Annotated in this window: 17 protein-coding genes; 5 read left to right on the top strand and 12 right to left on the bottom strand. The window is 41.3% G+C overall.

Annotated features, from left to right (window positions below; genetic code table 11):
* Positions 1-5 precede the first annotated feature (5 nt).
* Complete coding sequence (locus ACLI08_RS00085; RefSeq protein WP_411426414.1) at positions 6-1,115, top strand: ABC transporter permease; 1,110 nt, start codon at positions 6-8, stop codon at positions 1,113-1,115.
* A 56-nt stretch (positions 1,116-1,171) separates the two neighbouring features.
* On the opposite strand, the gene gap is transcribed toward ACLI08_RS00085, so the two are convergent.
* The 12 genes from gap to recF all read right to left on the bottom strand — a co-directional run bounded on the left by gap (position 1,172) and on the right by recF (position 13,496).
* A complete protein-coding gene (gap, locus tag ACLI08_RS00080) occupies positions 1,172-2,173 on the bottom strand; it encodes a type I glyceraldehyde-3-phosphate dehydrogenase (RefSeq protein WP_411426413.1) in 1,002 nt (333 codons plus the stop codon).
* A gap of 5 nt (positions 2,174-2,178) precedes the next feature.
* Complete coding sequence (locus ACLI08_RS00075; RefSeq protein ID WP_411426412.1) at positions 2,179-3,081, bottom strand: BRCT domain-containing protein; 903 nt, start codon at positions 3,079-3,081, stop codon at positions 2,179-2,181.
* Positions 3,082-3,244: 163 nt separating this feature from the next.
* A complete protein-coding gene (gene lipA / locus ACLI08_RS00070; protein ID WP_411426411.1) occupies positions 3,245-4,135 on the bottom strand; it encodes a lipoyl synthase in 891 nt (296 codons plus the stop codon).
* 123 nt (positions 4,136-4,258) lie between these two features.
* Positions 4,259-5,113 (bottom strand): energy transducer TonB, encoded by an 855-nt coding sequence (locus tag ACLI08_RS00065; RefSeq protein ID WP_411426410.1) that lies wholly within the window; start codon positions 5,111-5,113, stop codon positions 4,259-4,261.
* A gap of 208 nt (positions 5,114-5,321) precedes the next feature.
* Entirely contained in the window at positions 5,322-5,885 is a 564-nt protein-coding gene (locus ACLI08_RS00060) for an RNA polymerase sigma factor (protein WP_411426409.1), read from the bottom strand.
* The gene (locus ACLI08_RS00055; protein ID WP_411426408.1) at positions 5,876-6,982 is read right to left on the bottom strand and encodes a glycosyltransferase; all 1,107 of its coding nucleotides are present in this window, start codon (positions 6,980-6,982) and stop codon (positions 5,876-5,878) included. The genes ACLI08_RS00060 and ACLI08_RS00055 overlap by 10 nt, the downstream gene beginning before the upstream one ends.
* Positions 6,983-7,043: 61 nt before the next feature.
* Positions 7,044-8,522, bottom strand: coding sequence for a LytTR family transcriptional regulator DNA-binding domain-containing protein (locus ACLI08_RS00050; protein WP_411426407.1), 1,479 nt, complete (start codon positions 8,520-8,522; stop codon positions 7,044-7,046).
* Positions 8,523-8,545: 23 nt separating this feature from the next.
* Positions 8,546-9,043 carry a hypothetical protein gene (locus ACLI08_RS00045; protein ID WP_411426406.1) on the bottom strand — a complete coding sequence of 166 codons (498 nt, stop codon included), beginning with the start codon at positions 9,041-9,043 and terminating at the stop codon, positions 8,546-8,548.
* Positions 9,044-9,073: 30 nt separating this feature from the next.
* Entirely contained in the window at positions 9,074-10,381 is a 1,308-nt protein-coding gene (locus ACLI08_RS00040) for a hypothetical protein (protein WP_411426405.1), read from the bottom strand.
* A gap of 257 nt (positions 10,382-10,638) precedes the next feature.
* The gene (murB, locus tag ACLI08_RS00035) at positions 10,639-11,652 is read right to left on the bottom strand and encodes a UDP-N-acetylmuramate dehydrogenase (protein WP_411426404.1); all 1,014 of its coding nucleotides are present in this window, start codon (positions 11,650-11,652) and stop codon (positions 10,639-10,641) included.
* A gap of 40 nt (positions 11,653-11,692) precedes the next feature.
* The gene (locus ACLI08_RS00030) at positions 11,693-12,361 is read right to left on the bottom strand and encodes a DUF2461 domain-containing protein (protein WP_411426403.1); all 669 of its coding nucleotides are present in this window, start codon (positions 12,359-12,361) and stop codon (positions 11,693-11,695) included.
* 55 nt (positions 12,362-12,416) lie between these two features.
* Positions 12,417-13,496: a DNA replication/repair protein RecF gene (recF, locus tag ACLI08_RS00025; protein WP_411426402.1), complete on the bottom strand. Its 1,080-nt coding sequence runs from the start codon at positions 13,494-13,496 to the stop codon at positions 12,417-12,419.
* 142 nt (positions 13,497-13,638) lie between these two features.
* Here recF and ACLI08_RS00020 point away from each other — a divergent pair, with 142 nt between their 5' ends.
* The 4 genes from ACLI08_RS00020 to ACLI08_RS00005 all read left to right on the top strand — a co-directional run.
* Positions 13,639-14,439 carry a tetratricopeptide repeat protein gene (locus ACLI08_RS00020; protein WP_411426401.1) on the top strand — a complete coding sequence of 267 codons (801 nt, stop codon included), beginning with the start codon at positions 13,639-13,641 and terminating at the stop codon, positions 14,437-14,439.
* 7 nt (positions 14,440-14,446) lie between these two features.
* Positions 14,447-14,935, top strand: a complete 489-nt coding sequence (gene ribH / locus ACLI08_RS00015; protein WP_411426400.1) for a 6,7-dimethyl-8-ribityllumazine synthase — start codon at positions 14,447-14,449, stop codon at positions 14,933-14,935.
* A gap of 379 nt (positions 14,936-15,314) precedes the next feature.
* The gene (locus ACLI08_RS00010) at positions 15,315-21,194 is read left to right on the top strand and encodes a T9SS sorting signal type C domain-containing protein (protein WP_411426399.1); all 5,880 of its coding nucleotides are present in this window, start codon (positions 15,315-15,317) and stop codon (positions 21,192-21,194) included.
* A 223-nt stretch (positions 21,195-21,417) separates the two neighbouring features.
* A partial coding sequence (locus ACLI08_RS00005) for a hypothetical protein (protein WP_411426398.1) occupies positions 21,418-25,122 on the top strand: 3,705 nt, incomplete at its 3' end.

Raw genomic sequence — 25,122 nt, 5'->3', positions numbered from 1 at the left:
CGTACATGGATAAATCCGGAAAATCGCTTACGGGCTTGGCGCTCCAAAGGTTCAGGAAGAATCTTTGGGGCGTTTTAAGTTTTGTATTCATAACCATACTGGTGCTTGTGGCAGTATTTGCCTATGTGTTAGCTCCGGAAAAATCAGAAAATGCTAACTGGGGAGATCTTGCCATACACAGCAAACCTCCGGGATTTGAAGTAACGATGCTGAAATTTCCTGCCAAGGAAAGCAGTCAGGGCGCATTCTCCAAATTATTTTTTGGCGAAAAAGACCCTCAACCGAAGGTGCCTATACTTGATTATAAAATAAAAGCAGATAGCCTTAGCTATGCGGAGTACAACTCAGATGCTTCGCTGGCGCTCTACAAGTCAGTTCCATTATCTGATTTTGGCAACAACATTAGTGCACAGGATTTTGAAAGGCAGTACATATCTGAACAAAAGTTTTTGTTAGGTACAGACAGCCAGGGCAGAGATCTTTTAAGCAGGCTCATTATAGGCAGCCGCGTATCTATAGCCATAGGTTTTGTAGCTGTCTTTATATCGCTTATCGTGGGTATATTTTTTGGCGCTGTTGCCGGTTATTATGGAGGCAAGGTAGATGCATTTGTAATGTGGCTGGTTAATATTATATGGAGTATTCCTACGCTGCTTTTGGTTATAGCCATAACCCTTGCCTTAGGTAAAGGATTTTGGCAGGTGTTTGTAGCGGTAGGACTTACCATGTGGGTAGAGGTGGCGCGTGTGGTGCGAGGCCAGGTAATGAGCATTAAGCAAATGCAGTACGTTACCGCTGCGCGTGCTTTAGGTTATGGTAACGCCCGTATCATATTCCATCATATATTGCCAAATAGTATGGCTCCGGTTATTGTAATTTCGGCTGCCAACTTTGCTTCCGCCATATTAGTAGAAAGCGGGCTTAGCTTTTTAGGCTTGGGGGCACAGCCGCCTGTACCAAGCTGGGGAGGCATGATAAAAGATCATTATAATTACATAATATTGGGTAAACCATGGCTTGCTATGGCTCCGGGTATTGCCATGTTGTTATTGGTGCTTGCTTTTATGATGGCGGGTAACGCCTTACGCGATGCGCTTGACGTAAAAGCAGAGTAAAGGTTTTGAAAGTATAAAAAAGTCCGCATTTTTAAAAATGCGGACTTTTTTGTGTTTTATTTTGATACGAAAGTTATCAGGTCAATCAGGCGTGACGAGTAGCCAATCTCGTTATCATACCAGCCTACCACCTTTACCATTTTGTCTATTACAGAGGTTAGCTGGGCATCAAACAAGCAGGAATTTCGTACGCCTATGACGTCAACCGAAACTATGGGGTCTTCGGTATAAGCTAGTATACCTTTTAGTTCGCCCTCAGCAGCAGTTTTAAACGCGTCATTTATTTGCGCTATGCTTACTTCTTTACGTACGTAGCAGGTAATGTCTGTAAGCGAGCCGTCTGGTACCGGTACTCGTATGCCTCCGCCACCTATTTTACCTACAAACTCAGGGAATATCTTTGTTAGTGCCTTTGCGGCACCCGTTGTAGTGGGCACTATGCTCTGCGATGCACCCCGTGCGCGACGCAAATCTTTATGGGGCTGGTCGTGCAGGCTTTGATCTGTAGTGTATGAGTGTACTGTAGTTATGTACGCCTGTTCTATACCGCACAGTTCGTTAATGATTTTCATCATGGGAGCGGCGTTGTTCGTTGTACAGCTGGCATTAGAAATGACGGTTTCTGCACCATCTAAAATCCCTTCATTTACCCCGAGAACTACGGTTTTAATACGGTCATCTTCGGGTGGGGCAGAAAGGATGACTTTCTTAGCACCAGAGCTAAGATGTTTCTGTGCATTCTCCAGCGTTTTAAATTTCCCTGTAGATTCTACCACAATGTCTACATCGTACGCAGCCCAGTTGATATCCGAAACATCCTTTTGCCTGACAAAAGGGTAGGAGTGCCCGTCTATAATAATGCTGTCTTCGGTATGCGAAACAGTGTAGGGCAATGTACCGTGTATACTGTCGTATTTGGTAAGATGCGCCATGGTGTGAGCATCGGCAATGTCGTTTATGGCAACCACCTCTATGGTAGGGTGGCTTATCAGCAGCCTGAAAAGATTGCGGCCTATACGCCCGTAACCGTTAATGGCTATTTTTGTTTTTTTTTTCACGAATGTTAATTATTCAAATCATCAATTATATCGCAAAAGTCAAATTCGTGAATCAAGGTAATCACGTGTCCTTGTTTTCGTAAATTAATCGCTTGCTCAATTTTTCTTCCATAACACGAGAATGCCCATGCAGGATTACCATTATCTGCCACAATAAGATAGTCTGTTTTTTTTGAAATATTGTTTACAGGAATACCTCCAAGTTTACTTATGTCAGATTGAAGTTCTTCTCGTTTTCCTCTTTTTAAAGCGCCAGTTATGCAGAATGTTTTTCCTTCAAAAACCACCTCAGGATCACTCGTGCAATATTCCATTATAGTTAGCCCTTTAGTTTCATCTTCGACTTTTTGCTTAATTGAAGGGTCAACTATATTAACAAATTGTTTAAAGTAAGCTTTTAAAACTAATTTTTCCTCCTCGGTTATAATTTTGTCTCTTACAATTGAACTTACTAAACTTCTAATCTCATCATAAGGATAATATGTGTTTAGGTGTTGGTTTTTGTTAAGCCAATCGTAGAGATTGAAAACTTCGTCGTCGGTAATAACGCCATCAGATAAAATTCCATGACACAAACCATGAAGAGTCTGTAAATCTGCTGTAACGGCCTTGTAATAATAGCTATCACCTTCATATTTTTGACATAAATAGAACAGATCTTCAATTGCTTCAACAGTCGGGATATTTTCTATAATCGCCTGTCTGATAACGTACATTAATTCATTAAAAGGATTTCGGTCAATTAATTCTCTATGTTTGTCACACCAAAGTATTAACTCATTGACTTCAGAATCGTTTACTACATTATCTAAATTTATTCCTTCTAATAAACCTTTTAATTCATTTATAGCCTTATCTGACCGTGCTTTTGAAGTTACTATTAATAACTGATGATCTGTTTGATTCATAATTGTCGGTTGTTATGTTTTATATTTGGAATAGAAATCGATTTACTTCAAATATAAAAAATAGAGCGTTATAATTTTAAATTAATATTAACTCTAAATATTTTACGACTATGTCTCGATTGTATTTAACTTAATGCTTCAAAAAAACTTCTAACTAAACAGCCTAAAGAATATGTTTCTGTGCCTTATAAGACGAACGTACCAGTGCACCACTTTCTACGTGACGGAAGCCCATTTCAAGGCCTATTTCCTCGTATTTTTTAAACTGATCCGGGGTAATGAATTCTTTAACCGGAAGGTGTTTTTTGCTCGGCTGCAGGTACTGGCCTATGGTAAGCACGTCAAGGTTTACACCGCGCAAGTCTTCCATAGTTTGCAGCACTTCGGCTTCGGTTTCGCCAAGCCCCAGCATAATACCTGATTTTGTACGGTTAATACCGCTTGCTTTAAGGTAACGTAGTACCTCTAGGCTACGCTCGTATTTTGCCTGTATGCGCACTTCACGGGTAAGACGTTTTACAGTTTCCATATTGTGGGAAACAACCTCTGGGGCTACTTCTACAATACGGTCTATGTTACGGGTTATTCCCTGAAAGTCGGGTATAAGGGTTTCCATAGTGGTGCCGGGACTCATACGGCGTACTGCCTTTACAGTTTCGGCCCAAATGATAGAACCACCATCTTTGAGGTCATCTCTGTCTACGCTGGTTATTACCGCGTGTTTTATGTTCATTAGTTTAATAGAACGCGCTACTTTTTCCGGTTCATCCCACTCTACGGTTTCAGGCCTTCCGGTTTTTACGCCACAAAAGCCGCACGAACGTGTACAGATGTTACCAAGAATCATAAACGTAGCAGTACCTTCGCCCCAGCATTCGCCCATATTAGGGCAGCTTCCCGAAGTACATATAGTGTGCAGCTTGTACTTATCTACAAGGCCACGAAGTTCTGTATATTTTTGGCCCGTTGGGAGTTTTACCCTAAGCCATTTTGGTTTTTGTGTAAGCAGGCCGTTTTGGGCAACAGGCCTGGAAGTATCTAAAACAGTTTCCATACTTTCAAAATCAGAGTACAAAGATACGTTAATTTTACATACACAATACGCCGCTTGCGGTCTACAAAAGTTAATTCGCGTTTGCGGTTAGCCATAAAAAAAGCCCCTTTCGGAGCTCTTTATTTAGTGAATATTTACCATAATGGGCAGGTTGTACGCCGTCCTCACATATTGTCCGTTCTTTTTACCGGGAGTCCATTTGGTTTTAATGCGTTTTAATGCTTTTATGGCTTCTTTGCCAAGGCCTAGTTCGGGCTTAGGGTCGCGGGTAACCGAAATATCACTGATAGAGCCATCTTTTTCTACAATAAAGCGCACAAGGATTTTAGCTGTTTGTGGCTCATCGCTTTCCGGTACTTCGTAGTTACGCCCCACCGCGGTTAAAAAATCTTTTATACCTCCGGGGAATTCCGGCATTTCGTCTACCGTTACGGTGGTTTCTACGGTGTTGCCAGTAATTAGACCCTCCGGGTTTTCTCCCGTGCCGTCGGGCACGCCAGGGCCCGTGGTATTTAGAGGGTTGCCATTTTCTCCTGCACCCTTAATGTTTTCCTGCCCTGTGTTAGCATTTAAAAGTTGCTGCTGAGTAGGCGGGTTTTCTACAGGATCTGATGTAGCTACAAGCTTATCTGTAAATTTAACTACGTCGTTTACCGGTGGTGCCGCAGCCGCAGTTTGGGGTTCAGGTTTTGCAGGTTTAGGAAGTTCAGGCTCATCAAGTGTGATGTCAGTGTCAATCTCAACTACTCCCATAAGATGTGGCGCTGCGGGATGCAATGCCGCAGTTTCACTTCCTGAAAAATGGTTTATTGTAACCGGTATGGCTACTGCAAGCCCAAGAAATGAAATGCCTGAGAAAAGGGCAATGGCAGTAGTTTTTGGGCTTTGCTTGCGGAGCTGGTAAGCACCGTACTGCTGGTTGCGTCCTTCAAATACGAGGTCAATCCAACCGTTGTGGAATACATCTACTTTTGACATAAATAAGTGGTGATTTTAGGTTTGAAAATTATCTATATCACTATAACGATGTAGTACTTGCGTGTATTGTGTAAAGTGTTTACTGTGAGTAGTCTGTAAAGTAAGGCTTTAATCATTTTGTTAGAAAAATCTCCCTAAAATCACATTTATTACGCAGATTGTTTAATAATGCTTTTTACCGGAGGGTGATTTTTACGCAATTGTCACTTTATTTTTTTGTGATGATTTCCAGTAAAAGTTTTTTAGCGCGCAGTATTTTTACCTTTACATTGTTTAAAGGTTCATGCAACTGATCGGCTATTTCCTGGTAAGACAGTTCCTGGAAATACCGTAACTGTATTATTTCCTGATATTGTGGCTTAAGTTGCTTAATGCATTGCAACAGGCTGGAAAGGTTTTGTTCGCGTATAAGCTGGTCTTCTGCAGTAGGAGAGCTGTCGGCTATGTTTTGGGCGCGGCTGTCTTCATCATCGGTAATTTCCTCGAATAATACCGACTTTTTTTTGCGTAGTATGTCAATATGCACATTTTTAGCAATGCTTATCAGCCAGGTATTAAACGCATACTCCGGATTGTAGGTGCTTATGCGGTCAAAAGCCTTAGCGAAGGTTTCTATGGCTATGTCTTCGGTGTCGGTTTCGTTTTGGGTGCGCTTCAGCATAAAGTTATACACCTCGCTCCAATAAAAGTCGAGCAAAAAAGTAAACGCCACCTGGTCGCCTTTTTTTGCTTTTGCTATGTTATCTTGTATACGTTGGGAGTTTATTGCCAATGTGCTTTTCGTGAAAGAAGATTAACTGCGAATACATACAGTTGTGTGAAGATAAGCATTATTTCTATAAAAGGGAACCAGTATACGGTATCTTTTTCATTTAGCTTGGCTGCGCTTTGCGCCATAATAATCCAGCATAGCAGGTAGCGGAAAGCAATTACCGGAACCAGCACCATCCAGTTAAACTGAAAGGCAATAAGCAGGGTCATAAATAAAAAGAATAACCCTTGTAGCCAAGTAAATACCTTTAGCTTAACCTGGTCTGATGTTTTAAAGAATGTGGTGGTGTAGGCAGCTTTACGTTTATCAAGTATCCAGCTTTTAAAGCTCAGCGGAGCATCGCTGTAGGTAAAACTTTCGGGGGTGTAGCACACTGCCGTGTTTTTACTGTTTGCAGCTTCGTTTATAAAAAGAGCATCTTCGCCGGTGCGGATGTTCATGTGGTTAATAAAACCATTGCGTTTAAAAAATTCTTCTTTTTTGTACGCAAGGTTGCGGCCGTCTCCACTAAACGGCGACCCAAGCTTGGCCCAGGCAAAACGTTGCGTAGCATTTACCAGGGCATCAAAACGGATGAGTTTGTTTAATAGCGAATTTTTTACCAGCCTGTAAGCGCTAAAACCAAGAACAATGGTTTTACTCATGGTAAACTGAGAGGCCATGTGCATAAGCCAGTCGTTTGAAGCCGGTTCGCAGTCGGCGTCTATAAACAGCAGGTATTCTTTTCGGGCGGCTTTAATGCCTAAGGTAAGTGCATATTTTTTACTGCCCCAGAAAGCTTCGTTGTTTTCTACTTTTACCAGGCGTACGTTATTATGGGCAAGCTCCAGCTCCTCCATAATATCTATGCTTTCATCGCTGGATGCATTGTCTATAAGAACAATTTCAAAGTCAGGGTAATTTTGGTTTACCAGTTTTGGCACCAGGTCTTTTACCTTATCAGCATTATTTTTTGCCAACACCAGTACAGAAACCGGAAGTTTTTTTTGCGTAACCTGTGGGGGTGCTGCAAATATAAACTTACCGAAAATACCAAGATAGTATGCCAGTTGCAGTACAATTATTCCGATAAATACGTAAAAAGTAATTTCGAGCATCAGCCTTTAAAATTTGGTGGCAAAATTAGTGCTTTTACATCACTTTTAATAATAAACATTTTCAGAATTTAAAATTGCGTGATACCGGTATCTTTTCCCTGTTTTTTAAGATCACTGCGCCTTTTCCATACGTGTTTATATAGTTAGTGTTAACAATATACGACCTGTGACATTTTAAAAAATTAGGAGGTAACTCGTTTAATATGTCAGATATTTTGCCGCGTACAAAATGTTTCTTTCCGTCTTTACTGTACAGGTTAAGGTAGTGGTCTTCCGCTTTTACATACATAAGATCTGCCATGTATACTTTGGTGTTGTCTTTTAAAATAATGTGCCCTTCGGTAACTATTTTTTTTACCTTTTCCAGCTCCTCTACTGTTTTTAAATGTACTTCCTCAATTACCTGTTTTTCTTCCTGAACTTGTAGTTTCTCGGTTTGCAGTTTCTTTTTGTAATAGTCTACTTTTTTCCACCGCACAAACGAATACAGCGCCATTAAAAAAACAAGGAAAAGCAGTACTGCATATACTAACCTATTTTTGTTAAACTTCTCTCTGAAATTTTGTAACGTCGAGATTTCCTTATTTTTTTCTTCAAGGTGGTATTTCTGTTCTGTCTCGTGGATGGCTATGTTTTGTTGTTCATCATTTATTTTAGCTTCAAGGTCCAGATAAAGCTTTTGGTACTTACGACGGTTAGGTTGATCGTTTAGCGCATCGTAGCTCTCCATCATTTTTTTGTAAAGTAGCCGTTGGTATTTTTGCCCATAGTAAGCTAGTTTTATTGGTTCAGCTTGTTTAAACCAACTTATAGCGGCAACATAGTTTTCTTCGTAAAAGTAGGTGAGTCCTACGCTGTAGTTGCCGGTAAATATTTCTTCGGCATTATTCTCCTTTTTTGCGAATACAAAAGCAGTATCCTGATATTTTCTTGCTTTTTCCATCTTTCCTCTAAATAGATAAACGGCAAAAAGGTTATGGTAAATTTTAGCAGCGGTTCCCGGTTTACTGTCCTTCTTATTGAACTGTAATGCGGTTTTAAACATTTTCTCAGAATGATTAAGCTTTACGGGATTACTTATGCTGTCTTTTTGCCACTCATCTAAATCCATTTTTCCAAACTCATTGTAGGCTAATGCAAGTCTGTGAGCAGACTCGTTTTGTTTTGCGTAGTTGTAAAACTCGCTTAAAAAGTTGTCGCTATACTTGTTATAGTGCTCCTGGGAAGCAATAACACAATGTATTTCTAAAGAAACATCTTTAGCAACGGACGTCATTCCCTTTTTTTCAAAAAGCTTTTTTGATTTTATAAGGTACTCTACAGCTTTTTCTTCCTGGTTAAGATAGGAGTAAGAAAGCCCCAAATTATAAAATAATCCAGCAGCCTCTATTGTGGTTGCCGGATTTTTTTGCAGTGCTTCATTGATATATTTTTTGGGGCTTTGTGAAGCCAACGGTTCTGCATACTTTTTTAGCTCTTGTGCAGTTAGTGAAGTGGTAAGTAAACAGCAGACCGCTACTAATAAAAGTAATTTTTGCATAGGTTGGTTTCAGTTTAAATACATTATTTTAAGCTTAAAATAATATCGCCTTTTATAACTTTTGGTTTAAAATCTTTCGCCTTCGTGTGTTTTGGTTCAGCCGATGGGATGATAATGTTCTTTTGTTCTTCCCACTGTTTTGTAAACTTCTCAATTTCACTATGAGCTATCCCTTCTTTATCTTTGTAATAAGCCAGGCGCTCACGAAAATAAGGAATTAAGTCTTGTGTTTCAGTTCCATCGTCGTTAATAGGCATTACTCTCACTTTTAGGTCACTAATACTATCCCATTCACTATTTTGCAAAGTAAAACTGAGGTCTGAAGAAATATTCGGGTCAGTGGAATAATCGTCGGCAACATCATCAGGATGTTCGTATCGTACTATAATACCATAATAGTCCATTACTTTAATGATTGTTTTTTCAATTGTTTTATAACCAGCTTTGCCCGTCAATTGTTTTAACGTGAATACGAAATCTGGTCCGTTTTTTTTTAGATCGCCGTTAAGATGCTCATTCATAATTGTAAAGTTTTAAAGGTTTATATTAATTTACTTTAGTATATCGGCAAGTGCATTAACATCTATGTTTATGCCCGCATAAACAGAATAATAGGGTTCGTACCGGGGGAGGAGGCCGCGTATATCTGTTCCTATAATTATTTCTGATTTTTCCAGTTTGTTGCGGTAGTACGAACGTATAAGGTAAAATCCATTCCAGTTTCTACTGGTGTCAATATAAGAAATATTTCCAGAATTTACGGATGATACCTGAGGGTAATTTGTTGTCCATCCAATAGTTGGCTGAAAAAATAAGGAAGATCTTTCTGTAATACTTAGATCAAAAGTTACACCGGCTCCAAAGTACCCGTTAAGCAGCTGCTGTGTGGTAACCGATTTAGATGTACTTCCTAAAGAGAGTACTGCCGGGATGTTGTCTTTAGTTACCGTTATAGTATCTTGCGCTATGTTTTTCATTGTTGTGGTAATGGTAAAGCGCGAGATGAGGAGTTCGAAATGTCCGTGGGCGTAAATATAATATTGTTTATCCCACGAATTAATTTTTACAAGCGGCTGAAAATAGATGCTAAATGCAGTAGATTTTACTTTTCGTGTATACTGATTAAATTGGCGTATGTAGGTAGTGTCTGATTCCGCGTTGTTTAGCGGATTCATTTTTACATTGTTAAATGCATTTGCTACAATGCTGTCGTTGTTGTTGTAATTTATCTTCATTAACCCGGCATTAAAGCCAAATCTTTTGTAAGGTTTTCTATACATATTTAAATGACCTACGTAACCAGATTTATTGTCGTCAAAATTGAAGTCTGCAGCGGTTAGGTACATAAATTTAGACACCTCGTTGCTGTCATTTTTTAATTTAGAAGGTGTTTGTGTAACATTTTTTAGCTTAGGCAGCGGATTTCGTAAGGAGGTTTCTTTTTTTACGAAATCAAGTTTTCCATCGTGTTCGCCCAGGTAGGTTTTTCCCCCGCGGGTAACTATTGTCACGGTGTACGTAAATGTCCAGCCTGGGTAGGGCTTATCAATACTAAACGACAAATACGGAGCGCTGTCAGTAAAATTTTCAAAGCAGATGTTTTTTTCAAGGAGTTTTACTTCGGCGTTTTCGATATTAACTACCTCATAAGTTTTATTTTTCCCTATGCCTTCGGTAGCTGCTATTTCCTTTCGCCCCATATTTTGTTTCCTGTCTATTGATGCTGTTACGTTAATGTCTTTATCCTTTTTTGTGTAGCTGATTATTGTTAAACGTATTTCTTTTATGGTGTCGCATTGGCTATATGCTACAGGTACCATAAGTAAGAAGAAAATCAATGAGAATATTATTTTTTTCATGGCTTCATTGGCTACTTTTTACGCCTACTCTATACTACGTTTTCGGCTTCCCGGTAATCGCGATTTGTTAGGTCAAAGCAACAATAAATCAGTGGTTTGTAAAAAATAATGTCGTGAAATGCACGAAATGTAGCGTCAGCAGTATGGTTTGTTATGGTAGGAATAATCTTTAGTTACAGAATGGTTGTAAGAGGTGCAGGCGCCAACAAAAAAAGCCACCGTTTAAGGTGGCTTTTGTCTATAAAATCGAGTATTGTTTATACAATATTAACTTCCGCTTCTATGGCTATTCCGTAGTTTTCAAAAACCGTTTGCTGAATTTTTTTAGACAGGTTTACAAGTTCCTGACCGGTAGCGTTACCGTAGTTTACAATAACAAGTGCCTGGCGCGCGTGTACACCGGCATTGCCAAAACGGCTTCCTTTAAAACCACTTTGTTCTATAAGCCAGCCGGCAGGTACTTTTACCTGGGTTTCGCTTACTACATAGTGCGGCATATCAGGAAATTTTTCGTGTAGCGCTTCGTATTGTGCTTTAGGAATAATTGGGTTCTTAAAAAAGCTGCCGCTGTTGCCCAGTTCTTTCGGGTCGGGTAGTTTGCTTTGGCGAATTGCCGTTACCGCCTCGCTTACATCTTTAATAGTAGGGGAGGTAATGCCTTTTGCGGCTAGCTGGGCTGTAATATCTCCGTAAGCAGTGTTTATTTTGTGGTTTGCTATAGTAAGGTCAAAGGTTACCGATACTATAATGTACTGACCTTTCAATTCAGATTTAAAAATACTTTCGCGATACGCAAACTCACATTCGGCATTTGTAAAGGTTCGGAGCTCCTGCGTGGCTATGTGCAGGGCTTCGCATTGTATCATAGTATCTTTTATCTCGGTGCCGTATGCACCTATATTTTGTATGGGCGTAGTACCCACATTTCCGGGGATGAGCGAAAGGTTTTCTACACCGCCGTAGTTGTGGTTTATACAGTATTGTACAAAGCCATGCCAGTTCTCGCCGGCCATTGCCTTTACTTGTGCGGTGCCGTTATTTTCGGCAACTACTTCAATACCTTTTAAGTTTATATGTATAACAAGAGCGTCTATGTCCTGGGTAAGCAACATATTGCTGCCGCCGCCCAAAATAAACAGTTTCTTGCCTTGGTTTTCCTTAAGTACCAACTTAAGTTCTTCTACAGAGGTTACCGAAACATATTCTTTTGCGCACGCTGCAATGCCAAAAGTGTTGAGGTTTTTTAGCGGATAGTTGCTTAAGATTTCCATTGTAAATATAAAAGTTTAATACGGCTGCAAAAGTACGGTTTTACTCTTCAGTGGTAAGTCCGCGGTTTAAAAAATCTACAAGAGGGGTTAATACCGAAAGTTTTTTTGCGGTAGCCTCTACAAAGTTTTTAGAAAGCAGCTCCTTATCTGTTACGGGTGCCTGTGCTATAAAACTTTTTAGTTTAAGGAATTCTGCAGCCGGATGCTCTTTTTCATATCCTTTCGGTATGTTTTTAAGGGCGTCTTCGTTACTCAGGGCTTTAAAGTTTTGCTGAAAATCTTTGTTTTGAACAATTTCATCAAGGTCTTCATAAAATCCGCCGATTTCTCGCCTTACTTTTTTAAGCGCATCAGGTTGTGGGCAGTAAAGGCCACCGGCTATAAATGATTTTCCTTTTTCTATATGTATGTAGTAGCCTGCAAGATTATCGTGCTTGGCTCCGGGGTACATCCATATACCCATATTGGTTTTGTAGGGTGCTTTGTCTTTGCTAAAACGGATGTCACGGTTTATACGGAAAGAGCAGTCTTTAAATTCCAGGTGCGACACGCTTTCGTCGTATTTACCCATTGCTGCAATAAACGCTTCGGTAGTGGCTTTGTAGTCTTTTTTATAATCGGCATAGCGATCCTGGTTTGCCTGAAACCAGTCGCGGTAGTTGTTTTCTCTTAAGTCTTCCAGAAACTGAAGGGTTTTTTCTGATATCATAACTAAAGTGTATTTTCTGAATTTAAAGGTACGAATAACCAAATCGCCGAATAACTTACAGCGTGAAAATCTTATAACTCTGGTGGGTTTCTTTTACTATAGCCTCAGTACGTTCGCTATGGGTGTCGCTTATAAAAATCTGGCCAAACACCTTATCGTCTATCATCTGTACAATGCGCGCCACGCGACTTTCGTCAAGTTTATCAAAAATATCGTCAAATAAAAGTATGGGCAGTACGCCGCTTTGTTTTTTCATAAACTCAAACTGCGCCAGCTTTAGCGCAATCAGGAAGCTTTTTTGTTGTCCCTGCGATCCAAATTTTTTAATAGGATGGCCCGCGATTTCAAACAACAGCTCGTCTTTATGTATACCCACGCTGGTATATTGCAGTACACGGTCGCGCTGCAGGTTTTCGTCCAGCAGGTTTATCAGGTTGTTTTGGTGGAGGTGGCTCTCATATACGAGGTTTACTTCCTCTGCCGAATCGGTTATTGCCTGGTGGTGTTTAATCAGTATGGGTGTAAACTCGTTTATAAAAGCACGGCGTTTCTCATAAATGTGCTGTGCCATGCCACTAAGCTGTTCATTGTATATATATAAGGTTTCGCGGTCAAACGTATGGTTTAGCGCAAAGTACTTTAGTAAAGCATTACGCTGAGATAACACCTTTTGGTAATTTATAAGTTCCTGCAGGTAAGGGGCGTCCATTTGAGATATTACACTGTCTAGGAACTTACGGCGGGTTTCACTGCCTTCTATAATAAGGTCGCTGTCGTAAGGCGATATAATTACCAGCGGGATAAAGCCTATGTGCTCGCTAAAACGGTCGTATACCTTGCCGTTTCGCTTCAGTGCTTTTTTTGCTCCTTTTTTAAGGCTGCATACAATTTGCTCTGTACGTTCATCTTTTATAAAGGTGCCGTCAATCACAAAAAAGTCTTCGCCATGGCGTATGTTTTGCACTGCCAGTGGGTTAAAGTAGCTTTTTCCGTAGGCAAGGTGGTATATGGCATCAAGCACGTTTGTTTTTCCTACGCCGTTTTTTCCGGTAAAACAATTTATTTTCGAATCGAATTCGTAGGTGGCTTCGGCGATGTTTTTATAATTGAGTAGCGATAAACTTTGCAGGTGCATGGCGTAAACGGGTCTGAATATGAAAACCTTCCGTAAAAGAGGCAGGTTTTTTTTACACGCTGCAAATTATCGAAAAATATCGACAAAAGGTGTTTTAGTTTTCAATAAAAATTTTATTTTTGCGCTCACTAAAATAAAATAAATGGCTACATACAATAAAAGAGGTTATAAGGCCCCGAAACCTGAAGTAGAAAAAGAGGAAGTAGAAATAGACCAGCAAGTAGAAGAAACTACATTTGAAGGCCATAGTACTACTGCCGATGTATTCAACTCGTTAGACGAAGGTGCTTCTAAAACAGAAGAGTGGGTGCAGAAGAACCAAAAGTTCATTTATATAGTACTTGGTGCTGTAGCTCTTGTAACCATAGGTTACCTACTGGTAGATAAGTTTGTAGTAACCCCTAAAGAGGAAGAGGCTGCTAACGAAATGTTCCAGGCAGAACAGTACCTTACACAGGCTCTAAATGCTCAAAAATCTCAGGACTCATTATTTAACCTTGCCCTTAACGGTGGTGAAGGTAAATATGGTTTCCTTAAAATAATAGACGAGTACTCTGGTACAGATGCTGCTAACCTTGCAGAGTATTTTGCAGGTACAGCTTACCTTAACACCGGTAAGTATAAAGAGGCTGTAGCGCATCTTGATACATTTAAAACTGAAGATCCTGCACTTAAGGCTTCGGCTATAGGTGCTATGGGCGATGCTTTTGTACAGCTTGGTGGTAATGACAACCTTGCCAAAGGTTTACAGTATTACCTTGATGCAGCTAAAGTAAGCGACAACGAAGTGTTTACTCCTCGTTTCCTGTTTAAAGCAGGACAGCTTGCCGAAAGCCTAAACAAAAAAGAAGATGCCCTTAAGTACTACACAGAAATAAAAGATAAATACAGTACTTCTGCCGAAGGTATGCTGATTGATGCATACATTGCTAAAGTAGACTAAATTTTATATGGCAACAGAAAATAAAAACTTATCTCAGTACGATAAGAACACAATCCCAAACACGAAGGGTCTTCGGTTTGGGATTGTTGTTTCAGAATGGAATGATAATATAACTTCAGGTTTGTATAACGGTGCACTGCAGGCGCTTTTAGAGAACAATGTTCCTCAGGAAGATATAGTAACCTGGTATGTGCCGGGTAGCTTTGAACTGGTGTACGGCAGTAAAAAAATGATACAAACCCAAAACGTAGACGCTGTTATAGCTATAGGCAGTGTTATACAGGGGGAAACGAAGCATTTTGACTTTGTTTGTGAAGCTGTATCGCAGGGTATAAAAGACCTCAATGTTCAAACAGATGTTCCGGTAGTGTTTTGTGTGCTTACCGATAATACCATGCAACAGGCTATAGACCGCAGTGGTGGCAAGCATGGAAACAAGGGTACAGAGGCGGCTATTGTGGCCATACGTATGGCATACTTAAAAACATCGGTATAAACTAGGGGAAACCCTAATCTGACGTTTTTCACGAGTTTAATTCTGTTAAAACACCGTTGATAAATTGTTAATTATTTGAATTATTTCTTGTTATTTACTTTTTAAATATTGATAAATCAGTATTTTATTCAAAAATATTTAAATTTTGTTGCATATTGTTGATAAGACACCTGTTGGTGAATATTATTTTTAAGGATGACGTAAAAATATAGGGGAAACCCTAATAAATTAAAAATACCTAACATTAGGTATTTTTTTTTGTACCTCATTTTAATAAGTTTACCCTGTATAAAATACTGATGGATTCCTATTCAAAATTAATGGGCGGAAAATATCTTCACATGGGGGTGTGAACTTTTATACTTAAAGACCTAATCTTATGAAAACAGTTTTTAAGCGTCTGAAAGGGCTACGTGCTCTTTATGGACAGTATGTCCTTGTGCTTTTGCTTGGCGTAACTTTTAGTGCCAATGCGCAGAGCGTAATAGACCAGCAATCTTTTGCGGGTAGTTTCCTTCCGGTGGGATGGACAGGAAACGATGTTGTTGTAGGGGGTGGCTATGCAAAATTTGCGGCTGTAAATGCTTCTCTTACAACACCATCTTATAACTTATCTTCCTACAATAGCGTGAATCTTAGTTTTGAGCTGGCTAACGAAACCGCCGCAGATGGTGGTCCTATAACCGTTAGTGTTTCTGCCGATGGCGGAAATACGTATACAGCCCAGACTATTACTACGCCGTCTCCTACCGGGGTTTTCTTTGTTACGGTATCTAACGCATTAACTGTATTTGCGTCGGATGTAAAAATCAATTTCAGTAAAAGGGGAGGTGCAGGTGCGTTGAAGTTTAAAGATTTTAATCTTCAGGGGGTATTGCAGCCAAAGCTTATGCTTAACGGCTCTTTACAGGAAGATCAGTTAAACACCAGCACTTTTGTGGCCGAACTTACTGTAGGTACTTTTGTGCCTACGCTAAACCGAAACGGATTTACACTGGTTAACGTTCCTGGTGGAATATCTATTGCAAGTGTTGTAAGAACGTCTGATACTCAGGCTCGGATTACAATTGCTCATAATGGTGCCGACTTTGATTCTAACATTTCAATGGGGCTTAATATAGCGGCGAGCCAAATTACACAGAACTTAGCGGTTTCTTCTTACAATACTGTCCCTGTTGTGGCACACGTTGAGGAGATTAATATTATAAATCCGGTACGCTATAACCTAAACTATTTTGTGGGTAATGGCCCATCTATAGCTAAAAGCTTCCGCATAAATTCGGTTAACCTTGCTCCGGGTGCAGGAAATCTCTCTGTTTTCGGTAACAGTAACTATGAGGTTTCGCTTTCTCCAAACTCTAATTTCGGTCCAAGCGTTACCATTGCTTACGATGCAGAAGGTGTGCTGGCTTACAATACGTTTTATGTTCGCCTTAAATTTGGTTTAAGTGTAGGTACTTACAACACCAATGTAATCACGCTTACCGGAGGGAAAGCTGCTACCCAGGTAGTGGTTAACGGAAAAGTTATTGGCACTGCTATTACAAACGATCTTTGTGCCAATGCCGAAACAATAGACTCTTTTATGGGAGATATTACGGGTACCTTAGCATCATCTACTTATACTGCCCTTACGCAGGGCGATAACGCTAAAGATGTATGGTATAAGTTTGTGGCAAACTGCCCTGGTAACTATACCATTTCACTATCTGATTTTTCAGGAAACGCTGATTTGTTCCTGTTTCAGGGTTCATGCCCTTCAGCGTTAACGCAGGCAGTTGCATCATCTCAAACCAGCGCTTCGCAAGAGGTAATAGAGTACTACATTAGCCAGGCAGGAACCTACTACATTAGGGTAGCTGCTGTTAACGCTGCTGCCGAAGCTCCTTTCCACCTTAACTTCCATAAAAATGCTGAAGCCCCTGTAATACTTTATAGTGGTACGGTTTCTAATATTAGTGCTTCTGGTGCTACCATACAGGCGGCTCCGCAAATTTTGTGCGATGCTCTTTTCTATGGTGTAGAGTACAGTACTACCCAAGGCTTTACTCCGGGTACGGGTAGCCAGGTTATGGGGGGCGCTCTTACAGATGGTGCTTACACCGTATCGCTTGCGGGCCTTACTGATGGAACACAGTATTACTTTAGGGTGTGGGAATACAATACAACAATTATAGGATATGGTAGCGAGCAAACGTTTACCACTACTCAAAATATCATAGGAACAGAGTCGGTTATTGTGCCTGTGGTACAACAGCCTTCTAATGTTACTATGTCTGGCCTTAGGGCAAAATGGTTTATGCCGGGCCAATATAACTTTAAATTGAATGTAAGCACATCGCCAGTGTTTGATACGTATGTGCTAAACGAAGATTTTTCAGGTTTTGCTGCAGATGGCGCTGTTCCTGTTATAAATGCAGATACGCGCTTCCAGTTAGCCGGCTGGGCGGTGAGCAATGTATTCGAAGGCTCAGGTGTTGCGGTTATAGGTGCTGCCGGGCAGGTGGGTGCTGTAACTTCTCCGGCAATTGATCTTTCGGGTTTAACAGGCGAAACGTATCTTTCGGTAGACCTGGCAAAATATCAGTTAGATAACACTACCGTAAAAGTGCTATATGCCGCAGACGGTACTAACTTTACCCAACTGGGTACAAATCTGGCGGCACTTAACACACCACGCAGTTATGTATTTGCTTTAACCGGTGGTACTGCAAATTCAAGAATTAAAATACAGTCGTCTGGAGATTCTCCCGCAACACGCTTCATTCTGGATAATGTTGCTATTACAAATTACACAGGTACTACACAATCGTTATCTTATACCACTGTAGCACCTACAGCTGTAGCGGGTACGGTGAACGGTGTAAGCGGAAATACGTTTTACAGGGCACTTTCGGGATTAACAGGCAGTACTACATATTACTACAGGGTGAGGGCAGAAAGCAACGGAATGTTCTCTGCACCATCTGAGGTTAAACAAATAAGTACACTGGGCATGAACATACAAAATGGTGTGCTTTATGTACGTAAAGACCAGGGTGGTACAGGCGAAAGCTGGGCGAGCCCAATGAGCGAGCTGGCCGATGCGCTTTATCTTGCTAAACAACTTAATGATGCCGCACCGGCAACGATAAGGCAAATATGGGTAGCAAGCGGTAAGTACAGGCCTTTTTACAGGGCAGATAATTATAGCAATGCCGATGCTAACGATAGGGATAACGCCTTTGTTCTTTTAAATGGGGTGTCTTTATACGGTGGATTTGCCGGGTTTGAATCTTCTGTAAACAACAGGCAATACCTGCCTTTAGCTACAGGAGTATCTGGCGGTGAAACGCTGCTTACCGGTAAAGTAGGCTTAGAGGAAATAGAAACAGATAACCTTTACCACATTATTGTAGGTTCCGGTATTACTGCTGCGTCTGGTGTAGTGGTAGACGGATTTATTATTAGGGATGCCTATGCAGATGGTACCGGAGATATTACGGTAAACGGAAATGCTATAGCCCGTAATAATGGTGGTGGTGTTTATAACAAAAACAGCGAGTACGAACTGCGAAATGTTTTAATTCAGGAAAACTTCATTACCGGAAAAGGTGGAGGGGTTTATAATGAAAACTGTCTGTCGGGCATGATTATAAACAATGCGCAGATTAATAATAACCACGCTAATTCAGGTGCGGGTGTTGCTAATATTTCGGGTATGCCGGTTATAAAGGGCAGTACGCTGAAAAACAACTTTGCATCGGCCCACGGGGGCGGAGTCTATAACGATGGTTCTGGTACGGTAATTAAAGATTTGTCTGTAGTTATAGGTAACGATGCACTTTCGGGTGGAGGGATTTATAACGTTCATAGTACTACGTATGTATATAACAGTACCATTACAGCAAACGAGTCTGACTACGGTGCAGGGGTATTTAATGCAGTTTCTAATGCTACTGTTTTTGACAGGGTGAAGATAAAAGATAATCTTGCAGCGCGTTTAGGTGGAGCATTTTATATAGAAGGTGATAGCGATACCGTTGTAAGCGGTGCCGATTCATTTACTAACTGTATTGTAACAGGAAATAATGCACAGGAAAAAGGTGGTGCGTTATATTACGTAAGCGGTAGCAACGCCCTGTTTTCAGGAATAAATGCGGGACCTATCTTTACAAACTGTACTTTTGACCAAAATATAGCTTCAGGCGAGGGGCGTTTTATGTACTATGGCAACGCAGGTGCCGCACAGGCTCCGGCAGTGTTTAGAAACAGTATTGTAATGAATAACAACGGCGCTACCTTTGTAGATACAAGCGGTGCCGGAGGTCTTGATGCTGTTATCTTTAAAAATGTACTTACAGATGCCACTTATCTTGGGGCAAACAATAATACGGGTAATAATATTTTAGCTTCAGATCCGCTATTTTCAAATGCTTCAGTAGGAGATTATACACTAGATACTAACAGCCCTGCCGTAAACTCAGGCCTTGCAGATTATTACAGCGCAGGTCTTGTTCCTGATCTGTTTGCTGTTACAAAAGATTTTGCAGGGAATGACCGTGTATATGATGGTTTTGTAGATCTTGGAGCCTATGAGTGGCAGGAGGCAGCGCCTTGCGCCATTACCACCGTTTGGGATGGAACATCATGGAGTAACGGGGAGCCGGAGTCTATAGAGTATGCTGCTGTTTTTGATGGTGATTACACTTCTTCGGGTAGTCTTACGGCATGTAGTATTGCGGTAAACAGTGGTGTTATTACCATAGCCTCAGGGCACACGTTAAGAGTAAAAGGTGCCGTTTTTGTAGACGATGCAGCTCAGCTTATTATTGAAGATAACGCGGCACTGCTACAGGTAAACAATGTAGTTAACACCGGTAATATTACCTTTAACAAAAAGAGTAACCAGCTTTACAGGTACGACTATACGTTATGGTCATCTCCTGTGGCAAATCAAAGGCTACTCGATTTTTCACCTTCTACCACATCTAACCGTTATTACGAGTACAAGTACGGGTTCAACGGAACAGATTGGCTGGAAGCCTACTGGCACGTAGATCCGCTTAGCACATCGTTCGCTCCGGCAAAAGGATACCTTATAAGGATGCCAAACCTTATACCTTCGCTACCTGGTTATGGCGATGGAGATACCGCTACAGAGTTTAACGGTGTGTTTAAAGGTGTTCCAAATAACGGTAATATTAACATTAATCTTTCTGCAGAAGGAGATCGTTATACAGCGGTGGGTAATCCTTACCCTTCTCCTATAAATGTATATGATTTCTTTGCTACCAATGCTAATGTTATAGATGTTACTTCTGGTGTTTATTTTTGGAGGAAGAGGAATAACAGCGCTGCTACCTCTTACGCTACTTTAACTATGGCAGCTTTTGTTGCTAATCCGGCATTAGGCGGCGGAGCGGGACAGGCACAGTATTATAACGGTCCGGCGAGTACATGGTTGCTTGCTCCCGGTCAGGGCTTTATAGTAAGGACTACAACAGGTGTAACTACACCGGTACTTAAGTTTACCAATAAAATGAGAAGGGGTACCCCGGGTGCATCGCAGGCATTTTTAAGAAATGCAGCAACTCCGGCAGCGATATCGCGTTACTGGATAAACATGTTGGCGGCAGATGGTAGCTTTGCTTCTCAATTTGCCGTAGCTTACATGGACGAAACTACTAATCAGTTTGATTACGGCTACGATGCTAAAGTGCTGCAATCAGAAGGTAATGCAATAGCTTATACTATGCAAAACGAAACGCCGTTAGCTATACAGGCACGTGCAGTGTTTGCAAATACAGACAGGGTAGCCATGGGGTATACATCGGCTGTAGCGGGTAGCTACACCATAAACCTGCAAAACGCTCAGGGTATTTTTGGCCAGGGGCAAACAGTTTATCTTAAAGACAACGTAACCGGAATAGTTACTAACCTAACTGCCGGAGACTATATATTTAATACCGGGCAAGGTACGTTTAACAACCGTTTTGAGTTGTTCTACACTACCGAAACGCTTGGTACAACGAACCCTGAAATGGGTACAAATGCAGGTGTGGTTGTATACAAAAAAGGTAACAGCCTTGTAATAAATGCAGAAAACAGCACTATAAAGGCGGTTGATGTTTATGACATTACAGGAAGACTGGTATACAGCCACAGTGCAGTTAATGCTCCGTCTGTAACGGTAGACAGGATTAGCGCTGAGCAACAAATGCTTATAGTTAATACCACTACCGATGCAGGTAAATCAACTAAGAAAATAGTTTTCTGATTAGGTTTAGTTAGTAAGCAATCCCCTTTTGCTTGCACCCCGCCTGAGTTCCCGCTCAGGCGGTTTTTTTTTGTTTCAAATATATCAACAGATAACAATTATGTGATATTTACTTAAAATGGAATTTTTTGGGTAGGATAATTGTATTTTTCCCTGTTATTAGAGCGTTAATGGTTTGTGAAACCATCGGTTTAACATAATTTTATTGCCAAATTATAAGTTGATGAAGAAAAATACCCTGCTACTCGTATTGTTTTTTTCAATACAGTATTTGTTTGCTTTACCCTTGAGTAATCCTGTAAAAAAAATATTTGCTCCCGCTAATGATAACTGTAGCGGTGCTATTACCTTAAACGTTAACAGTGCTGCCAGCTGTACTACCAGCTCTACTTTTGTTACGGCTTCGTTTACGGGGGCTACCGCTTCGGGTGTTCCTTCCTCATCTTGCGGTACAGTTACTACGGCACCTCTGGATGTATGGTACCAGTTTACGGCAACAGCATCCAGCCATCAAATATCTATCTGGAATGTTACACCTTTTGCGCCGGGAGCGTACTCTCAGCCAATAATTGTTGCAGCGTATTCCGGTAACTGCGGGCAGCTTACTGAGATAGGATGTTCAAATGCTAATTCGCTTCGGCTTTACAATCTGGTTGCGGGGCAGTCGTATAAACTGCGTTTTTATTTTAATATGATTTCGCCATCGTTATCACCTACATTTGGCATTTGCGTATCTACCCCGCCTATACCCGCGGGATGCGAAAACGTATGTGTAAATGGCAGTTTTGAAGACCATGCTTTTACATCAACATCAAATTCTGATTACAATCACTTTGCAGTTCAGGGCTGGCGTACGCTTGCCGGTAGTGGTGATATAGAGTACTGGCCCAGTAATACCACCGCTATTACACCTACAGCCGCAGCAGTAGACGGGAGTTATATTTGCGAACTTTGCTCTAATGGTATAGACGAGCAAGCGATTTACCAGGAATTCAACACGCCATATCCTACTACATTTAATATAGATTTTTATCACAGGGCACGCCAGGCATTTGGTAGCTTTAATACAGATCAAATGGAACTGGTAACAGGCCCGCCAGACGGCCCGTACACGCGTATTGGGCTATATACTACCGGTACGGGATGGGTACATTACGGAGACGGTACCACAAATCCGGTCATCTCTTTTACGTCGCCAGCCGGACAGCCTGTAACACGTATTATGTTCCGTTCTGTACTTACAGCCGGTCAGCAGTCTGGATTTCAGTTTGGTAGCAGTACGGGTAACCTGCTGGATAATATTAGTATATACGTGCAAAATAGCATTGTTACACCCACAACCACATTAGACTGTAACAATAACAGTATTACCACACGTGCTGTAGGCTTTGGCACATGGACGCCACATGCCGATAATCCGGCAAGTGTAAATATTGCTAACCCCGGTGTTCCGGTTACTAATATCTCCGGGTTTACCACTGCCGGTACCTATAGATTTGACTGGGGAAGGGCAAACTGTAAACAAACTCTGGAGATTATTTTTCAGAATCCGGAGCCACAAACGCCTTCTATAACTGATTTTACGTATTGCCAGGGAGAAGTTGCCCCGGGTTTATCAGGAACTGCAGATCCCGGTACTACACTGGTGTGGTTTGACTCAAATGGTACAGAATATATTACAACAGGCCCTGTGCCAAATACATCGGTTGTAGGTACTACACAATATTATGTTGTTCAGAGAAATGCCTTGGGTTGCGAAAGTATACCCTTAGCCGTAAATGTAATTGTTACTCCGGGTGGTGCTTCGGTAACAGGATTTACTATTCCTTCGGTTGCGTGCCAGTCAGATCCTTTAATAACACCTGCTAAGGATACTAACTTTGCTAATGGCGGCACCTTCAGTGCAACGCCAACAGGCCTCGACATTAATTCTGTTAGTGGAGAAATTAATCCGGCTACATCAGCGCCAGGTGCCTATGAGGTAAAGTATACCTACGCAGGTAGCGCGGGAGGATGCCGTTTACCGGGATCATCCACGCAGAATATTACTATAGATGAACTTCCTGTATTAGTTAACGCTACTAATTTAGAGCTTTGTGATAACGATTATGATGGTCTTGCCGTATTTAACCTTACAACCGCAGGTAATCAGGTTATAAACGGTCAAACAGATGTTACGGTCACCTACCATACGTCGCTATCCGATGCGCAGGCGGGTACGGGGCAAATTGGCACACCGTCATCATATCAAAATACGGTTCCAAATCTTCAAACCATTTACATAAGGGTTGTAAAAACAGCGTCTGTTACTAATTGCTATGCAGTTAAAACAGTAGACTTAGTGGTACATCCTAAGCCTGCAGTACCAGTTGTAACGCCATACGTTTTGTGTGATGACCCTGCTACTACAGGAAATGTAGCAACATTTAATCTTACAACAAAAGATGCAGAAGCTACTGCAGGTGTAGCCGGGCTTACAGTAACCTATTTTGATTCTTTAACTGCGGCTCAGGCAGGTACATCCTCTATTGTAAATGCATCGTCATATAATAATACCGCTACACCTCAAACCATTTGGGTAAGGGTGCAAAATACTTTTGGCTGTTATAGTATAGGTTCGTTTACACTAACGGTTAATCCGCTGCCTGTTATTAATACAGCCGTAAGTGACTATGTGCTTTGCGATGACGGTACCGGTAGTGCTACATTTACCCTGTCTACAAAAAACAGCGATGTTACAAACGGTAATACCACATACACGGTTTCTTATTATACAACGCAGGCACTTGCCGAAGCCGGAGGTACTCCGCTGCCTAATAGCTACTATACAGCTACTACAACAGTATACGCACGCGTACAAACATCGGCAGGTTGTTACAGCATAACTTCAGTGGCATTAAGAGCGCTTTCAAGTCCTGCATTGTCGCCGGTAACACCACTAGAGCTTTGCGAAACCGACGATACGGGAACAGCGGTGTTTAATCTTGTTCCGGCTGCACAGCAAGCTGTTGCAGGTGCTTCAGGATACCAATATAGTTATTACACTTCGTTAAATGATGCTAATAACGGCGGTACAGCAGGTCAGATTTCAGCCCCTGCAACATATACCTCGTCTACAGGCTCTGTGTTTATTCGTATTGCACCAAATGCTGCTGGTACCAGTTGCTACTCTGTAGCAACCGTAAGCCTGGTGGTGCATCAAAGGCCAAACATTGTACCGGTAAGTGACTATATATTATGTGATAATACGGCACCTTCAAACGACGGTACTGAGACGTTTAACCTAACTTCTAAGGCAACGGAGATAACATCAGACCCTGCTAATACCATTACCTATTATACTTCTAATACCGATGCCCAACTTAATATCAATACAATAGGTTCACCTGCTGCATTCCGTAATACAATACCTGATATGCAACCTATATATTACCGGGTACAAACGCCTTTCGGTTGCTGGAATACGGGTTCGTTCAGGTTGGTGGTAAACCCATTACCTGACGCTAACCTTACGGTTCCGGTATTTACTTCATGCGAAGAAGTTCCGGGCCAGGGATATTTCAATTTAAACACCATTACCCCGGTTATTACCAATGGCCAGGCGGGATATACAGTTGCCTATTACGTTAACCAAAGCGATGCCTTGGCGGGCAATGCCAACTTTTTAGACGTTAGCGTTCCGTACCTTTCATCAGACGCCACGTTATATGTTTTGGTAAAAGATGCCGTTACCGGATGTAGCATCGTTGTAAGCACGCTACTTGATGTCCAGTCAGCCCCTATCATCCCGGCATTCCCGGCGTTAGAAGAGTGTGATTTTAACAACGACAACGTAGCGAGTTTTAACCTGCAGGCGCTAATAGACCAGGTTGTAGCCTACTTTGGTACAGGAGTAACCATCTCGCTTCACGAGACCAGCGAGGATGCT

It is taken from the genome of Flavobacterium sp. RNTU_13 (assembly GCF_046614455.1).
Taxonomy (GTDB): domain Bacteria; phylum Bacteroidota; class Bacteroidia; order Flavobacteriales; family Flavobacteriaceae; genus Flavobacterium.
This window is presented reverse-complemented; position numbering and strand designations above follow the sequence as displayed.

Excerpts from the sequence above, each read along its gene's own strand:
- ACLI08_RS00085 (WP_411426414.1), top strand. The coding sequence starts at position 6 with ATGGATAAATCCGGAAAATCGCTTACGGGCTTGGCGCTCCAAAGGTTC.
- ACLI08_RS00075 (WP_411426412.1), bottom strand. The coding sequence starts at position 3,081 with ATGAATCAAACAGATCATCAGTTATTAATAGTAACTTCAAAAGCACGG.
- lipA (WP_411426411.1), bottom strand. The coding sequence starts at position 4,135 with ATGGAAACTGTTTTAGATACTTCCAGGCCTGTTGCCCAAAACGGCCTG.
- ACLI08_RS00065 (WP_411426410.1), bottom strand. The coding sequence starts at position 5,113 with ATGTCAAAAGTAGATGTATTCCACAACGGTTGGATTGACCTCGTATTT.
- ACLI08_RS00055 (WP_411426408.1), bottom strand. The coding sequence starts at position 6,982 with ATGCTCGAAATTACTTTTTACGTATTTATCGGAATAATTGTACTGCAA.
- ACLI08_RS00050 (WP_411426407.1), bottom strand. The coding sequence starts at position 8,522 with ATGCAAAAATTACTTTTATTAGTAGCGGTCTGCTGTTTACTTACCACT.
- ACLI08_RS00045 (WP_411426406.1), bottom strand. The coding sequence starts at position 9,043 with ATGAATGAGCATCTTAACGGCGATCTAAAAAAAAACGGACCAGATTTC.
- ACLI08_RS00040 (WP_411426405.1), bottom strand. The coding sequence starts at position 10,381 with ATGAAAAAAATAATATTCTCATTGATTTTCTTCTTACTTATGGTACCT.
- murB (WP_411426404.1), bottom strand. The coding sequence starts at position 11,652 with ATGGAAATCTTAAGCAACTATCCGCTAAAAAACCTCAACACTTTTGGC.
- ACLI08_RS00030 (WP_411426403.1), bottom strand. The coding sequence starts at position 12,361 with ATGATATCAGAAAAAACCCTTCAGTTTCTGGAAGACTTAAGAGAAAAC.
- recF (WP_411426402.1), bottom strand. The coding sequence starts at position 13,496 with ATGCACCTGCAAAGTTTATCGCTACTCAATTATAAAAACATCGCCGAA.
- ACLI08_RS00020 (WP_411426401.1), top strand. The coding sequence starts at position 13,639 with ATGGCTACATACAATAAAAGAGGTTATAAGGCCCCGAAACCTGAAGTA.
- ribH (WP_411426400.1), top strand. The coding sequence starts at position 14,447 with ATGGCAACAGAAAATAAAAACTTATCTCAGTACGATAAGAACACAATC.
- ACLI08_RS00010 (WP_411426399.1), top strand. The coding sequence starts at position 15,315 with ATGAAAACAGTTTTTAAGCGTCTGAAAGGGCTACGTGCTCTTTATGGA.